Source organism: Myroides odoratimimus, from assembly GCF_038039805.1.
GTDB lineage: Bacteria > Bacteroidota > Bacteroidia > Flavobacteriales > Flavobacteriaceae > Flavobacterium > Flavobacterium odoratimimum_B.
Window position 1 is genome coordinate 19085 of the sequence record NZ_JBBPHK010000006.1, and the last position, 16308, is coordinate 35392.

General features: G+C 34.4%; 13 protein-coding genes. 5 read left to right on the forward strand and 8 right to left on the reverse strand.

Translation table 11 applies throughout. The annotated features are described in order from the left end of the window. Positions 1–53: 53 nt before the first annotated feature. Positions 54–767, forward strand: coding sequence for a pyridoxine 5'-phosphate synthase (locus AABL85_RS06825; protein WP_341309609.1), 714 nt, complete (start codon positions 54–56; stop codon positions 765–767). Beyond that, positions 767–1537 (forward strand): alpha/beta fold hydrolase, encoded by a 771-nt coding sequence (locus AABL85_RS06830; RefSeq protein WP_341309610.1) that lies wholly within the window; start codon positions 767–769, stop codon positions 1535–1537. Before AABL85_RS06825 ends, AABL85_RS06830 begins: the two co-directional genes overlap by 1 nt. Positions 1538–1956: 419 nt before the next feature. Here AABL85_RS06830 and AABL85_RS06835 read toward each other — a convergent pair whose 3' ends face one another. From AABL85_RS06835 to AABL85_RS06845, 3 genes are read right to left on the reverse strand one after another with little or no spacing between them, the layout of a single operon-like run. Next, entirely contained in the window at positions 1957–2466 is a 510-nt protein-coding gene (locus tag AABL85_RS06835) for a gamma carbonic anhydrase family protein (protein WP_006257332.1), read from the reverse strand. A gap of 49 nt (positions 2467–2515) precedes the next feature. After that, positions 2516–3520, reverse strand: coding sequence for a PorP/SprF family type IX secretion system membrane protein (locus tag AABL85_RS06840; RefSeq protein ID WP_006257333.1), 1005 nt, complete (start codon positions 3518–3520; stop codon positions 2516–2518). 7 nt (positions 3521–3527) lie between these two features. After that, a complete protein-coding gene (locus AABL85_RS06845) occupies positions 3528–6152 on the reverse strand; it encodes a T9SS type B sorting domain-containing protein (protein WP_341309611.1) in 2625 nt (874 codons plus the stop codon). Between the two features lie 114 nt (positions 6153–6266). On the opposite strand from AABL85_RS06845, the gene AABL85_RS06850 reads away from it, so the two are divergent. Then, the gene (locus AABL85_RS06850) at positions 6267–7166 is read left to right on the forward strand and encodes a NifU family protein (protein ID WP_006257335.1); all 900 of its coding nucleotides are present in this window, start codon (positions 6267–6269) and stop codon (positions 7164–7166) included. A 175-nt stretch (positions 7167–7341) separates the two neighbouring features. Here AABL85_RS06850 and AABL85_RS06855 read toward each other — a convergent pair whose 3' ends face one another. Further along, positions 7342–9621 (reverse strand): inorganic phosphate transporter, encoded by a 2280-nt coding sequence (locus AABL85_RS06855; protein WP_286413501.1) that lies wholly within the window; start codon positions 9619–9621, stop codon positions 7342–7344. A gap of 153 nt (positions 9622–9774) precedes the next feature. Here AABL85_RS06855 and AABL85_RS06860 point away from each other — a divergent pair, with 153 nt between their 5' ends. Then, on the forward strand, positions 9775–11778 hold the full coding sequence (locus tag AABL85_RS06860; RefSeq protein ID WP_341309612.1) for a thioredoxin domain-containing protein: 2004 nt from the start codon (positions 9775–9777) through the stop codon (positions 11776–11778). A 3-nt stretch (positions 11779–11781) separates the two neighbouring features. Beyond that, positions 11782–12549: a mechanosensitive ion channel family protein gene (locus tag AABL85_RS06865; RefSeq protein WP_041888905.1), complete on the forward strand. Its 768-nt coding sequence runs from the start codon at positions 11782–11784 to the stop codon at positions 12547–12549. A 64-nt stretch (positions 12550–12613) separates the two neighbouring features. On the opposite strand, the gene tsaB is transcribed toward AABL85_RS06865, so the two are convergent. From tsaB to AABL85_RS06885, 4 genes are all read right to left on the reverse strand, one after another. Next, on the reverse strand, positions 12614–13285 hold the full coding sequence (gene tsaB, locus AABL85_RS06870; protein WP_286413499.1) for a tRNA (adenosine(37)-N6)-threonylcarbamoyltransferase complex dimerization subunit type 1 TsaB: 672 nt from the start codon (positions 13283–13285) through the stop codon (positions 12614–12616). A gap of 2 nt (positions 13286–13287) precedes the next feature. Beyond that, a complete protein-coding gene (locus AABL85_RS06875; RefSeq protein ID WP_341309613.1) occupies positions 13288–14538 on the reverse strand; it encodes an efflux RND transporter periplasmic adaptor subunit in 1251 nt (416 codons plus the stop codon). A 4-nt stretch (positions 14539–14542) separates the two neighbouring features. Then, the gene (locus AABL85_RS06880; RefSeq protein WP_341309652.1) at positions 14543–15982 is read right to left on the reverse strand and encodes a TolC family protein; all 1440 of its coding nucleotides are present in this window, start codon (positions 15980–15982) and stop codon (positions 14543–14545) included. An 86-nt stretch (positions 15983–16068) separates the two neighbouring features. Next, positions 16069–16302: a hypothetical protein gene (locus AABL85_RS06885; protein ID WP_286436749.1), complete on the reverse strand. Its 234-nt coding sequence runs from the start codon at positions 16300–16302 to the stop codon at positions 16069–16071. Positions 16303–16308: the final 6 nt, after the last annotated feature.

Consider the following 16308-nt stretch of genomic DNA (forward strand, 5'->3'; position numbering starts at 1 on the left):
AAAACAATAGACGTTAATTATAGTTTGTATTTTTGTCTTTAAAACTTAATTTTATGACTAAGCTATCTGTTAATATCAACAAAATTGCTACTCTAAGAAACTCAAGAGGAGGAGATGTTCCTAATTTATTGCAAGTAGCCAAAGATGTACAAAAATTCGGAGCTCAGGGAGTAACTATACACCCTAGACCTGACGAAAGACATATTCGTTATCAAGATGCACGTGATTTAGTAGACGTAGTCTACACTGAATATAATATAGAAGGTAACCCTATGGATAACTTCTTAAACTTAGTATATGAATGCAAACCTACCCAAGTAACATTAGTTCCTGATGCTGTAGACGCACTTACTTCTAATGCGGGATGGGATACTATTAAGCACAAAGCATTTTTACAAGAAGTAATTCAAGAATGTAAATCTCGCAATATCCGTACTTCTATTTTCGTAGATCCAGTATTAGAAATGGTAGAAGGTGCTAAAACTGTAGGTGCTGATCGCATTGAGTTATATACTGAAAACTTTGCTGCTGAATATGCTAAAGGAAATGAAAACGCTATAATACCTTATACTAAAGCTGCTGAATTAGCGAACCAACTTGGATTAGGAATTAATGCAGGGCACGATTTAAGTCTTGAGAATATTGAGTTCTTTAAGAACAATATTCCGAACCTACTAGAGGTTTCTATTGGTCATGCTTTAATTTCAGAATCTCTTTACTTAGGATTAGAGAATGTAGTGAATATGTATATCAGAAAATTACAATAATGGCAGATATATTATACTCTAAAATAGAAGGCGAAGGTATCCCTTTAATTGTCATGCACGGTTACATGGGAATGTCTGACAACTGGAATACTTTTGGTAAACAAATGGCTGAAATAGGTTACGAAGTACACCTATTAGATCTTAGAAATCATGGTCGCAGTTTTCATTCTAACGATTGGTCTTATGACTTTATGGTTGAGGATATAGTTCGTTATATGGATCATCACGCTATATGTGATGCTATCATATTAGGACACTCTATGGGAGGAAAAGTAGCGATGAAGTTAGCCACTCGTTACCCAGCTAAAGTAGAAAAACTAATTGTAGCAGATATTTCACCGCGCAGCTACGCCCCACATCATCAGGATATATTAGCAGCGCTTAACGCTGTAGACTTTTCTACTAAACCAAGTCGAAAAGAAGTAGAAGAAATCATCGCTTCTCATATTCCCGAAATCGGCACACGACTTTTCTTATTAAAAAGTTTATACTGGGTAGAACCAGGACAACTAGGTTTCAGATTCAATCTCAATGCTTTTAATCAAAATGAAGATGTAGTAGGTGAAGGCGTAGAAGAAGGTGCTGAATACACAGGAAATACGCTATTCATTAGAGGAGGAAACTCTAAGTACATACAAGAAAAAGATGAAGTTCTTATCCAAGAACACTTCCCTAATGCAATTATCAAAACGATTCCAAATACCGGACATTGGTTACATGCAGAGAACCCACAAATGTTCTTCGATATCGTTAAAGAGTTCCTAGGATAAACACAAAAATATCATTTATAATAAAGGTCTAATACATATGAAGTATTAGACCTTTATTAATATATAAAATGTAGTTCTAAAAAACATTGGTTCTTCATTACAATGTATGCCGTATTGACTTATCCTCAATAATGTTTTTTTGTAGACTTAGAGTATATTATTTATAAATCAAACGCTACAAATTTACCTATTGAATAAGACACATGATAGACAAAGAAAGTAAATATCGTTAGCGCACAAAATAGATAACAAAAAATTTCAAATCTAGAATATTCACTTTTCATAAACAGTACTATTTAGTTAATACACTGCAATATACTACTTATTTTGTTTAAAAAAACTACTTCTCGTACTTATACTCCCAACGTTATTTATGGTACCTCCAGCTTGCATATTAATTGTACAAAATTCTTAATTAATCATTTATACCAGCTAGAATACATCACATAATTATCTGCTATACGCTCTACCTCACCTCCAAAGTCTGATGCACTTATATCTTTTACCTTTTTAGCTGGCATACCAGCATATATAGAACCTGCCTCTACTACCGTATTCTGAGTGACAACAGCACCAGCTGCAATTATTGTATTGCTGTGTACGACACAATTATCCATTACAATAGCTCCCATACCGATTAACACATTATCATGTATCGTACATCCATGTACCATGGCATTATGCCCTATAGAAACATTATTACCAATCACAGTTGGGTGCTTTAAATAGGTACAATGCACGATAGCTCCATCTTGTATGTTCACCTTATCTCCTATCGTAATAGAGTTCACATCACCGCGAATAACAGCATTAAACCATACACTACACTTCTCTCCGAATGTAACGTCACCTACTATAGTTGCATTCTCTGCCACGTAGCAGTCCTCAGGTATTTGAGGATATTTTCCTCTTATTTCTTTTATAATCATAATATATAGCAATAAAAAATCCCGATAAATATCGGGATTTTTTTATTATTTAATCTTTTGCTGTCGGACAATTACACTCTAAACTCGTACGTTTCGGAAATATATTAAATCCTACTGTAAACTGATGGAAAGCACCATCACCGAAAGTAAGATCTCCCATCAACTTAGTATAAGAGTATGCGAAACTAACATTCTTATAGTTTCCTCCTAACATTGGAGAAATATACTGATAGCGTTGTGTTTTAGATTTTCCATTCTCAAAATAGTCTGTCCCATTAAAATTAGATCTAAAAGACGCACCAGCCCAAATCTTACCAAAATCAAACTGTCTATAAACCTTCATATTAACATCTAGAGCGAAGTCCTCGCGTTCTTCAGTATACTGAGCTAATATAGATGGTTCATAAATCCAACCTGTTCCATATCTCGTATTTCCAAATGCATACCCTGCACCTAAAATATATTTTCTAAAGTTATTGCTCTCTGTATCCGAGTATAATTTACTAGAACTTGTTACTGCATTCTTCACTGTAAACATAGAGAAGAAATTTTGATAGTGATAAGCAGCACCAAAATCAACTGAAAAATAAGAATCTTTTAATTCTAGTCCTCCTGCTACATTAGGATCAAATCCTCCAAACTCACTTTCATCTAACTTCGTCTGAGCAAAACCCGCACTCAATCCAAATGACAATTGGTTTAAATCATAACGTGATTCACTAAAGGTAATATGGTGAGCATACGTCGCTTTAAAACCAGTCTGAGAGTGATAACCATTCTTATCATTAAATCCGATAATTCCGATAGCTGATTGATCAGTTAGACGAGTACTTGCATTCATCGTCATAAGACGAGGAGCATCATCTACACCACTCCACTGTTGTCTTACAGTCAATCTAACATTCGTACTATTCTTAATACCTGCCATAGCAGGATGTAAAAGATAATAGTTATCTGCTAAATATTCAGAATTTACCGTTAGTCCTTCTTGTGCAAAACCAATTTGAGAAATCAATAATGCTATAGCTAAATAGCGCTTCTTTATTATATTCATAACTTAATTATCTTTTTAAAGAAAAGTGTCCTTTATAACTTACCTTACGTCCATTCATATCATTCGGAGCTTTAAAATCATTCACAAACTCCACAGTGAACCAATAATCTGTAGACGGCATCGGTTTTCCATTCCATGTTCCATCCCATCCTTCTGTATGTGGACTTAACTGTTTTAATAATCTACCAGAACGATCATAGATATAAATACGCGCCTCATTGTGTCCTTTTAGACCTGGTATATTCCATGTATCATTATATCCATCTCCATTAGGAGTAAAATACTTAGGATAACCAAACACTGAGAATTTAACTGATGTAGAACATCCTGTTATTCTATTTCTTGCATAAGCAATATGTTCTCCGATTGGTATATTATAAAACTGACTTGAAGGCTGAAATGCACTATTGTCAATAGCAAAATCATAACCATCTGTAATAGGACTTGTTCCTCCATCCAATACACCTAAGCGTACCATCGTTTCTCCTTTTTCATCTATCTCCATACTGTTTAACATTCCTGTTGCATCTACTCCTTCCACTACAGCTACTGGTGGCGCTTTTACTGTCCATACCATAGTCTCTGCTGGACAAGATTGTACCCCTGGATAAGGAGAGGTAGCATAGCTAGCTAATGCTCTATAATTACCTGGCTTATCTATCTGAATAGATGTTTGGTTCCCACTTCCAGGTACTGTCTTGTATATTATCCAACCATTCTCTCGACTTACTTCATATTGCCATGTTATAACGATAGGTCTACCTTTTACATCTTTATTCTCCACACTTAGCACCACAGGAGCTATTTCATTCGTCTCTGTATTAATACATAATTGTTGAGTACTTTCTTTAGGAAAATAATCTATAGCTAATTCTACCCCAAGAGAAACTTTAAAAGAAGAGTAATTATCAGCCTTACAATCGAAACCTTCTGTCATGATCACTCTAGTATAGATTGGTCCTTTTACTTCCCCCATCTTAATAGGGTAAGCCGTTACTTTACTCTCAGGCATACGGTTTGCATCAGCTTTTGCATCATCTTCATTTTCGTAATAAACAGTTGTTATTTTATCAGTAGGATTTAAATCAGGTGTATTTACAAAAGAACTTTTTCCCATCACTGTATTCTCATCTTTTCTAAGATTGATAGTAGATTCCCCACTAATATTTTCTACTTGACAGTAAGGAAAAACTTGAGTTGATACATTTGCTGTCTCTAAATTATCGTATCCTAAAGATGCATAGAAAAATGCAGTATTAAAATTCTTGTCTTCTAGATTCGTTAAACGAGTCCATATCTTACGTGCTTCATTTAACTTCACTGTTATCTCTACTCCTACTATCTTATTTGTATTCGCAATTGCATCTTCCTCTGAATTAAAATATCCTATAGAATATTTCCCCTTAGGGTCAAATCCTTCTGCTGCTTGTTCTTCATCTGTAGCTATAGTACGTCCATCAGCTATCACTTTAGTTTGCCCATCTATAGTCAAACTGTATGAAGCAATCTTACTATCACAATAAGAAACATTCTGAAGAGCTGGAATAATTGGTTTATCAATCACTTTAAACACTACTTTCTGACTTGTTGAAACAATAGGACTAGCTGATTTAGCTAACTTATAAGAAATACGTGTAGTAGCATCTGTCCCATGTGCTCCTTCATAAGGCTTAGAGATATCTATTGGATTCTCATTTTTCTGAGCATCATAAGCAGTCTTGTGAAAAGTAATCGTATAATAATCTGGATTTTCTCCAGCAGCTAATAAAGCAGGTATTGTCTTTTTCAAGTCGTAATTACCATATCTATTTGTATCATCTTTTCTTGTCTCTACAGATTCTAATACTGGGTTAACGCCACTCACCTTTAGCTTCTCTACATAAAGTGTGAACTGACGAGTAGCTGTTTCTCCGTCTAGTACTATCTTAGCTTCGATTAATTGATTCTTATTGGTTGTAAACTCATCAATCTCAGCATCTGTTAACTTAGTTCTACTAGCACCATCTACTTTGAAAAGTTCTGTATTAGAATTACCATAATACAACTGGTTTTTATCCTCTTTTAGTTTAAAAGTTGCATTACCATTTTCACCTGCATTTTGATACTGATCAGGACGTCCTGTAACCCTATCATTTAATGTAACTCCTTCTTCTGGTTTCACTTTAATTAAAAAAGGGCTAACTGTTACTTTAGTAGCATCTACTACAGATTGCACTCTAAGAAACCTAGTCAATGGTGCTGTAGAAGGATTAAACTTATCTACATAAAGAATTTCTTTTTGCTTATTAGTATTGCGATTAGCTTCATCTTGAGTATTGTGAAAACTATAGATATATCCTTCAGGAACAATAGCATTTCCTTCAGCATCTACAACTAATCCAGTTGTTTTGTTTTTTATTGCCTCACCTAAGAATACTCTAAAATTCCCTGATGCGCTATTCTTTGGAAGAGCCTGTTCTATATCATGAGGTTTCCCAACTTTCACCTCAGGTTTTGGCTCATCTTGGTCATTATATACCTCAACTATCTCTCTATTACCTAGATATTCAAAAGGGTTTATACCTCCAGCTACAGCTCCTACTGACAGAACTCCTGAAAGTACAAATAATGAAAGCCACATTCTTTTGCCCATTTTATCGCTATATTAAATTGTTAGTGCTTACTAATGTTAATTAATTGTTTAAAAATCTTATCTTCGTGACGCTTAGCATTTTTCTTTGCTAATTTTGAAAAAAACTAAATTAACATGTCAAAAATACAAATTCAAAATACGTCAAACCCAACAATTATAAAATTTGTTTTACCAGATTTTATAGCTAAGGGCGAAAACCACGAGTTCAAAAATATTGATGAGACTGCAGAATCACCTTTAGCGAAGGAATTATTCTATCTTCCTTTTGTTAAAACGGTTTATATCTCAAATAATTTTATCGCCATCGAAAAATTTTCAATTGTCGAATGGGATGACGTAAAAGAAACCGTTGCAGATCAGATAGAACTATTCTTGGCTAAAGGTAAGAAAATCTTAATAGATTCTAAAAAAGAAATAAAAAAGCAACCAATTACTATTTACGCTGAATCAACTCCAAATCCTTCAGTAATTAAATTCGTTGCTAATAAATTATTAACAAAAAAAGGTGTAGAGTTTAAAAATATAGATGAAGCTAGTGCTTCTCCTCTTGCTAAAGAGCTTTTTAAACAATCTTTCGTTAAAGAAGTATTCATTGATGAGAACTATGTTTCTATTTCTAAATACGACTCTTTCGAATGGGATCAATTAGTACAAGTTACTCGTGCCTTTATCAAAGAGTTCTTAGAAAATGGTAATCTAGCAGTAGACGAATCTCTAATTCATGATGTTAAAGCAATTGAAGCGGCAGCTGACGAACACTTTGACTCTTTAGATGAAAAGTCTCAACGCATCATTAATATCCTTGAAGAAAACGTAAAACCTGCTGTACAAGCTGATGGTGGTAATATCGCTTTCCAAAAATATGATCAAGAGTCTAATATTGTACATGTACTTTTACAAGGAGCATGTAGCGGATGTCCTTCTTCTACATTCACTTTAAAGAATGGTATAGAAGGAATGCTAAGACATATGCTTAACGATGAGAAAATCATTGTAGAAGCTTATAACGGATAGTAAACAACTAGATATAAAGAAAAAGGTAGCATTTATAATGCTACCTTTTTTTATGCCTTATTATCTGAGTAGAAGATAGAAAATCATAAATCTACTTCATTACACCCCTAAATACCTTAAAAACAAAATGAGGTTGCCTAGACAACCTCATTTCTTCACTTAAATTAAATATAGATTAGCTCATTCTTTTGAATGACTTCCTCTTAACGTCAATTTCGAAATCTCGAAACAATTCTAACAATCCAATTGTAGACTTGATTAGATCATCAGTCTCAAATAAAATAGAGAAGTATAACTTACTATTTTTAGGACTTGTCTCTGTCGTACGTATACGAATGATTTGTTTTTGGATTAACTTATCTACAGTAGCGATTAAGTCGTCTTTTTCCTGTAGGATTTCTTCTATCTCAGAGAATTTCTCCTCTGTAAATAATACGATTACTTTATCGAATAATATTTGAAGTTTTTTATCAATTAGTTTTAAATCTCTAATTTGATTAAACTTCAGTTTCTTATGGTTATTGTCAATATGTGTATAACTATTCTGGGCAATAAAATTAATCGACTTAATCATATCTTGTAGATACCCTAATGTCAATACATAGAATTTACTTGCTTCTACAGAAGTTTCATCTAGATTTTTAATAAAGAAGTACACATTACCACGTAAGTTATCCACTTCTTTCTCTAGCTTCTTAAGCTGCTTTCTGCTTTTCTTTAATTCTGTCAATTCTTGTAGAGCTACACCATCTATTACAGAAGTATATAATTCATTCGCTCTTGTAATCACATTAGCTATTTGAGAAGAGCTTTCTGAAGCTACTCCTTGAATAGTCATAATATCAACGCTATCTAACCTCGCCTCACTATCCGCTTTTTCTTTTGTCTTCTTATTATACATTTTATTACTTCTGTATAATAAAATTCCCACTAGAATTAACATCCCTACTAGAGCGTAGATCTCTCCTACCTTTAATACATATGCGATAACAAAAGAAGCAATAAATGCTACAATAGCAGTTACGAACCAACCACCTATAACATTAAACACCCCTGCTACACGATACACAGCTGAGTCTCTATCCCATGCTCTATCCGCAAATGACGTACCCATAGCCACCATAAAAGTCACATAAGTAGTTGATAGTGGTAATTTCATAGAAGTACCTATAGAGATCAAAATACTTGCTACAATAAGGTTCACTGAAGCACGCACCATATCGAATGCTGGCTCATCCTTTAAAGTTCTATTCTTTGGTTTCTTAGGAATCTCAAAGCGCTTATCCATTTTAAGCTGTAGTGATTTTGGCAAGAAGTAATTCACTCCCATACCGATTAACACCATACCTCTAACGATAACCTTAGACAGAATATTAGGTGAGAATTTCTCCTCTGTACTTCCTGTATCTTGTCTTGCCAAGCTCATTTCTGTCTCGATTACATTCTTCGCTTTCTTAGATGTCCATAAAGTATACACCATGATAATACCTGCGATGGCTAAGAAATAGAAAGGAGCGACTACACTCTCTTCTGCTAACTTATTCATCATATAAGTATCTGGAGACTGACCTGATGCCATAAAGAACTCAAATGATTGGAAAGCTGCAATAGGCACACCTATAAAGTTCACTAAGTCATTACCAGCGAACGCTAATGCTAATGCAAATGTTCCGATAACGATGATTACTCTAAGTATATTTAACTTAAAGATACTCATCAGTAATTGAGAGAATATAGTCCAGAATACTAAACTAATTCCTATAATAGTTAACTGATTATCTCCAATCCAGTTACTAGTTTCTTTTGTAATAAAACTTGCACCTTTTAATCCTTTTACCAAGATAAAGAAAGTAATAGCAGTAATGGCTACCCCTCCGAATATCGCTCCGAAGTATTTCAACTTTTGTTCCACCTGGAAGGTGAAGATTAATCTAGAAACGTATTGTACTAAAGTACCTAACGTAAATGAAAGTATCACTGACAGCAATATACTGACTACAATCTCGGTGGCCTTCTCCGTATTGATATAATCTGGTAACATAGACCAGCTATCATTATTAGCTACGATTTTGATTACAGCAAGACACACTGCAGAACCTAATAATTCAAAAACAATAGATACTGTAGTAGATGTTGGCAACCCTAAAGAGTTAAACACATCTAGAAGTAGTACATCGGTAATCATCACCGCGAGGAAGATGACCATCACATCATTAAAGGAGAACATACTAGGTACGAATATACCACTTCGGGCTATCTCCATCATCCCACCTGAGAATATGGCTCCTACTAAAATACCTAGTGAAGCTACAATCATAATTGTCTTAAAAGTAACGGCTTTTGAACCCAAAGCTGAATTCAGGAAGTTCACAGCATCATTACTCACTCCAACAGTTAAATCGATAATAGCTAATACCCCAAGGGCTATAAGCATTACAATAAAAATCTGTTCCATTTTATAAATTATATTTAAATTAAGTGTGCTGCAAAATTGATTATAATTATTTACTCCTATGTTAACTTAACGTTATTAATCCCATCGCTTCTTTTTATAGTTAAAATACATTTGACTACTTTTGTTAAGCAACAACAATATCAAAATCTCATCATGAATTTATTACACTTAGAATCAAGCCCTTATTTATTACAACATGCAAACAATCCTATTCACTGGAAAGCATGGAATAAGGAAACTTTAACACTAGCTGAGCAGGAAGATAAGCTTCTTGTTATTAGCATAGGATACTCGACTTGTCACTGGTGTCATGTTATGGAGAAAGAAAGTTTTGAAAATCAAGAGGTAGCGGATCTAATGAACAAACATTTTATCGCTATCAAAGTCGATCGTGAAGAGCTTCCTCATCTAGATAACTTTTATATGAAAGCGATTCAGATCATGACTAAACAAGGAGGATGGCCTTTAAATGTTGTTTGTTTACCTGACGGTAGACCAATTTGGGGAGGAACTTATTTTAAAAGACAAAATTGGATAGATTCCTTATCACAGTTACATCAATTGTACAAAGAAAAACGTGGTACTGTACTAGATTTCGCAACACAACTACAAGAAGGGATTTCTATTCTTAGCCAAGCACCTATAGCACAAGAAGAATCTAGATTCAATACTGAACTTGTACTTGAGAATTGGAAAAAGAGTTTTGACTGGGAATATGGGGGATACACACGAGCGCCTAAGTTCATGATGCCTACTAATTTATTATACTTACAAAAAAAAGGTGTACTACACCAAGATCAACACTTATTAGACTATATAGACCTTACGTTGACTAGAATGGTATGGGGAGGTCTATTTGATACAGTAGAAGGAGGCTTCTCGAGATATTCTGTCGATTATAAATGGCATATTCCTCACTTTGAAAAAATGCTTTATGACAATGCACAACTGTTATCTGTATATGCTGATGGGTATAAACGCACTCGCAATAATCTCTACAAAGAAGTTATTGACAAGACAATTAATTTTATTACCAACAATTGGGCTAATGGTGAAGGAGGGTATTATTCAGCACTAGATGCAGACAGCATAGACAGTCATAACCAGCTAGAAGAAGGTGCTTTCTATGTTTGGACCATAGAAGAATTAAAAGAATTAGTCCAACAAGATTTTCCTTTATTCAGTACTGTATTTAATATCAATTCTTTTGGACATTGGGAGAACAACCAATATGTATTAATCCAAACACGTGAATTAATAGATATCGCTAACGAGAATAACATCTCTCTTGAAGACCTAGAAAGTAAAAAGCAGCAATGGGAAACAGTTCTAAGACAGTATAGAGCCAATAGACCTAAACCTCGCTTAGATGATAAAACACTTACATCGTGGAATGCTATGTACATCACAGGATTATTAGATGCGTACACAGCTACTCAAAACATAGCTTATTTAGAGCAAGCTAAACAATTGCACCTGTTCATCCATAATAACCTATGGTGTGAAGAGCGTGGACTATTGCGTACATATAAAGATGGAAATGCCAAGATAGAAGCATTCTTAGATGATTACGCCTTTTATATACAAGGGTTAATCTATCTTTTTGAACACACGGAAGAACAACAATACATCACAGAAGCTAAAAATCTTATAGACTACTCTTTAGACCACTTCTTAGATCACGAGAGTAAGTTCTTCTATTTTAGCAAGCACAATCAAGAAGATACTATCACACCAGCGATAGAAACAGAAGATAATGTCATTCCTTCTTCTAACGCCATTATGGCCATAAACTTATTCAAGCTAGGTTTATTATATGAGAATGACTATTATATCGATTTAGCAACGAATATGATGAATACTGTACTTTCTAATGTCGATTATCCTTCAGCATACTCACATTGGTTATTACTGCAATTATATATAGAACAACCTCTAGAATTAACATGGGTAGGTGCCAATGCACTTCAACACAATCTTAATACAAGAAAAAAAGTCTTAACTAGAGCTTCTGTACTTTCAGTGTCTTCGCCATCAGCTATCCCATACCTTACTAAATATACTCCTAAAGAAGAGACTTTACATTATATTTGTATAGAGAGAGCGTGTTTAGCACCTGATACAGATCATACACTGATAGACAATTATATTTTATAGAATATGCAAAAATTAGATACTTTATTATCTAGATATATTGAAGATATTATTACCTATATACCAGAGATAGTGACTTCACTTATTATCTTAGGCATAGGATTATGGGTCATTCGTTTCTTACAGAGACTAGCAAAAAAAATATTCTTAAAAAAGAATATAGATCCTACTTTTTCTAGCTTTATTCTAGATGTATTAATTTGGGGCATGCGAATACTCTTATTTGTAATCATCGCCTCAAAGCTTGGGATACAGACTAGTTCTTTCGTAGCGATTATTGGTGCGATGAGTTTAGCCATTGGACTTTCATTACAAGGGTCCTTAAGTAACTTCGCTGGAGGTGTATTAATTATATTGTTTAAACCATTTAGGATAGGGGATATTATAGAAGCGCAAGGAGAAACAGGTAAAGTTCTTACCATACACATCTTCTCTACTCAGATACTTACCTATCAAAACAATATAGTGTATATCCCAAACGGTGTGCTCTCTAATGGTAAAATCAAAAACATCACTCAGAACAACCTTAGAAGAGCCGAAATAGCAGTGCAAACAACACTACTAAAAAACACAACACTCTTTATAGAAAAACTACAAGAGGAATTAGACTCTTATGACAAAGTACTTTCACAACCAAGACCTCGAATATTAATCAAAGAGCTATTAGATACTAAGATTACATATACCGTACAAATATGGGTAGAGAATGATAACTTTACAGTTGCCACATCTTATGTACTCTTAAAGGCGAGAGAAATAAGTGATGCGCTATAATAGATAATCATTCAATAAATAAGGGCTAACAATTTATAGATTGTTAGCCCTTATTTAGTATTATTTATTTCTTCTTTTGAATTAGGACAAAGTCTTTAAGATAGAATGGCTCAAAGTAAGCCACATCTACAAATTCTTCTTTTATATACTTATCATAAGCCATCACTCCCATTTCATTTGCTGAAGGATACGTTATCTCCGGATAGTACATAAAACCTTCCGTACCTAATGTTTCTTTACACTTCATCGCTCCATCACCTATTAAATGTAATAGTGTTCCCTTATAGCTACTAAAAGCATTCTCATCAATAACAATTGCTTCTATTTCACTTCGTTTATTATACTCTTTATCAAAGACTGCTGAGAACACTTCCATACGTCTAGCATCTAGCATTGGTACGATAAGCCCTTCTGTCACCTCTACCTGTCTTGCTAATATTTCTAAGGTATCTAAAGCAATCAAAGGAATAGACAGTCCGTAGCACAATCCCTTCACAGAAGATACTCCAATGCGCAAGCCTGTATATGATCCAGGTCCTTGACTAATTGCTATAGCCGAAAGATCTTTTAAAGTCTTATTATTCTCTTTTAATATCTCTTCTACAAAAACATGCAATTTTTCAGCATGAGAGAAATTCTCTTCCGCTATTTCCTTACATGCTATAACCTCTCCACTCACTGATAATGAGACAGAACAGTTCTTAGTAGCTGTCTCAATAGATAAAATCGTTATCATTATTATTTTTTACTTTCTACTTCTACTTTAGCTCCATGCTGAAGAATCCTACTTACAGTCGAATATGGTCCTGTTATAATCACATCCTTAGCACTAAGCCCTTCTATAATCTGAATATTCGTATCGTCCTTTATTCCTGTTTTTACAAACTTAAGTTTAGCAGTACCTCCATCGTTAACGAATACAGCTTCTCTCATAAGCTCTTTATCGAATATTTTCTTCCCTTCTGTTTTATTTACTATCGTATCTGTTGGTGTTTTCATGACCACAGCACTAATAGGTACAGCAAAAATATCATTCTTTACATCTGTAATAATATCTACTGCAGCTGTCATACCAGGCCTAAATGGAGAATAATTCTCTATATCCTTCTTTACCAAGTCTTCGTATGATTCTGCTAAGATTTTAATCTTAACTTTAAATGTGGTTACCTGATCAGCAGATACAGTCTGATTAGAAGCAGAATTAGAGATACTAGTCACTACACCTCTAAATTCTTTTTTTAGATAGGCATCTACATTAATTCTTGTCTCATCACCTAACTTCACTTTTACGATATCATTTTCATTAATATCTACTTCTACCTCCATACCACTAAGATTAGCTACTCTTAATATCTCCGTACCTGCCATCTGCTGCGTACCTAACACTCGCTCTCCCAACTCTACATTCACTCTAGAGATTGTACCATAAGCAGGCGCATAAATAGTAGTTCGAAGAAGATTTGCTCTAGACTCTGCTAGTGCAGCCTTAGAGCTCTCTACGTTATAGAAAGCCGAAGACTGAGCTGCTTTAGCCACCTCATATGTTCGTACTACAAGATCCCATTCAGAACGCGAGATCACCCCCTTATCATATAGTCTACTATTTCGATCATAATTAGACTTAGCCTCTTTTAGCTGAGCTTCTGCTTGTGATAATCCAGCTTTACTTGTAGCCAACATCGCTTCTACCCTCTCCATAGCAGAAGTATATAAGTCAGGATTAATCACTACCAAGAGATCTCCCTTATTAACAACCTGTCCCTCTTTGATTGGCAAATTTATGATTTCTCCAGATACTTCCGAAGATATTTTAATCTCTATTTCAGGTTGTATCTTTCCTGTACCTGATACAGTCTCGATGATATTAGTTTTTTCTAATTCTAGTATCTCTACTTGAGTGCGGTCTTCCTCTTTACCGAAGACAAATTTACTGATCACTAGAGTAGCGATTATAGCAATACCAACTATTGCGATGTATTTTTTCTTCATCTCTCTAATTTTTAAAAAGTGGAATACCAAAATAGTACTCTAGTATCTTGGTTTTAAAAATGTATTCATATTTAGACTTTAATAAATCTGACTGTGCTGTCACAAATAAAGTCTGATTTTGATTTAATTCAAAGATATTAATTAAGCCTACAGAATAGCGCTCTTTTGAGTACTCTAGAGACAACTTTCTTGCTTCAAGACTTGCATTACTAGCCTCGTACTTCTGATAAGCACTCTCTGTATCTGTATAGGCCTTAAATACGAGCTGTTCTAAATTCAATGCGATCACCTCTCTTTCATTCTCTATCTGCTGAAGGCTAAGCTTTCTTAACTTTACATTATTTCGAGTAGAGAATCCATTAAAAATAGGTATCGTTAGACTTAAACCAAAATTAGAATTAAAGTTATCACTAAATTGATTAAAAAAGGAATTAGGTCCACCGTATACAGCCATACTATTCTGTCTCAATACACGCTGATTAGAACCTTCTACATACCCCACTTCAGAAGTAGACTCTAATAGGCGATTCCCCACTAATCGATCTTGGTAATTAATATTTGTACCTAGATTATAAAATGCTTGTAGAGTAGGGCTATAAGCAGACTTAGCTATACTTACATCCTTTTCTGCCATCAGCACATTCGTCTCTGCTGTTTTAATATCTGTCAATACCTCAGTAGCTCTATCCGTAATATCCTGAGGGCTATAACTAAGCATACTCGACTCTGACACTTCATAGTCTGTATCTACGATATCAAAAGACTCATAAGACCTTATTTGAAGCAATTGAGCTAAGTTTAGACGAGCCATCACTAACTCATTCTGTGAAATAATTAAGCGCTGTGTATCTATAGCTACAGTAGCTTTAGCTTCTAATAAATCACCTGCAGGTACAACACCTTCGTTTACTAACTCTTGTGTACGTTCTTGTTGACTCTTGTCGTATTCTAATTGTGTTTGATTAGTCTTTACCAACTCTTTATTAAACAAGATTTGCAAATAGGAATTAATCACATTTAACGCAATATCTTCCTTCATCTTTTGCAGCTTATATTGAGAAGCTAACTCTGATAAACGAGCTTTCACAAGCATATTCTGTTTCTTCAGTCCACTGTACAAGTCCACATTTACCCCAAGCCCTACTGTAGTAGCTTGAATAGTTTTACTTCCCAGAGCTCCTGTTAACTGATCTGGCTGATCTGCAATAGTCCACGAATGGTTTCCTGTTAGATTGACATTAGGCATAAAGCTACCTATAGCGATGTCTTTATTAATCATAGCACTCTGCTCATCTAACTCATATTGTTTAATACGAATGTTATTCTCTATTGCATAGTCGATACACTTCTCTAATGACCATAGAGTACGCTCTTGTCCCTTAGCAAAAGAACAATATAAACACAACATTATACAAGCTCCTTTTAGGAGGTAGCGATTTATCATACTCAATATACTCATCAGAAATTTATAAATATTTATAACTCAAGTATAAAGTAATAAAAAAAACCGCTACTATTAGCGGTTTTCTGTTATGATTTTGTACTTTTTTTGTTTTTATATATTCTGTAACTAAAATACATAGCAAAAGCAACTAGCAAATACGGAAACATCATTAGATAAACTATTCCGTCATTAACAGCCTCTGCTTTCACTCCTCCGTCTTCTGTCTCTAACGTAGCACGACACATCGCGCACTGAGCAAAAGCTTCTCCTGAAAAGAAAAACACAGAAAAGAGTATACCCCAAACTAACTTTTTCATCATTACTTA

Excerpts from the sequence above, each read along its gene's own strand:
- AABL85_RS06825 (WP_341309609.1), top strand. The coding sequence starts at position 54 with ATGACTAAGCTATCTGTTAATATCAACAAAATTGCTACTCTAAGAAAC.
- AABL85_RS06830 (WP_341309610.1), top strand. The coding sequence starts at position 767 with ATGGCAGATATATTATACTCTAAAATAGAAGGCGAAGGTATCCCTTTA.
- AABL85_RS06835 (WP_006257332.1), bottom strand. The coding sequence starts at position 2,466 with ATGATTATAAAAGAAATAAGAGGAAAATATCCTCAAATACCTGAGGAC.
- AABL85_RS06840 (WP_006257333.1), bottom strand. The coding sequence starts at position 3,520 with ATGAATATAATAAAGAAGCGCTATTTAGCTATAGCATTATTGATTTCT.
- AABL85_RS06845 (WP_341309611.1), bottom strand. The coding sequence starts at position 6,152 with ATGGGCAAAAGAATGTGGCTTTCATTATTTGTACTTTCAGGAGTTCTG.
- AABL85_RS06850 (WP_006257335.1), top strand. The coding sequence starts at position 6,267 with ATGTCAAAAATACAAATTCAAAATACGTCAAACCCAACAATTATAAAA.
- AABL85_RS06855 (WP_286413501.1), bottom strand. The coding sequence starts at position 9,621 with ATGGAACAGATTTTTATTGTAATGCTTATAGCCCTTGGGGTATTAGCT.
- AABL85_RS06860 (WP_341309612.1), top strand. The coding sequence starts at position 9,775 with ATGAATTTATTACACTTAGAATCAAGCCCTTATTTATTACAACATGCA.
- AABL85_RS06865 (WP_041888905.1), top strand. The coding sequence starts at position 11,782 with ATGCAAAAATTAGATACTTTATTATCTAGATATATTGAAGATATTATT.
- tsaB (WP_286413499.1), bottom strand. The coding sequence starts at position 13,285 with ATGATAACGATTTTATCTATTGAGACAGCTACTAAGAACTGTTCTGTC.
- AABL85_RS06875 (WP_341309613.1), bottom strand. The coding sequence starts at position 14,538 with ATGAAGAAAAAATACATCGCAATAGTTGGTATTGCTATAATCGCTACT.
- AABL85_RS06880 (WP_341309652.1), bottom strand. The coding sequence starts at position 15,982 with ATGATAAATCGCTACCTCCTAAAAGGAGCTTGTATAATGTTGTGTTTA.
- AABL85_RS06885 (WP_286436749.1), bottom strand. The coding sequence starts at position 16,302 with ATGATGAAAAAGTTAGTTTGGGGTATACTCTTTTCTGTGTTTTTCTTT.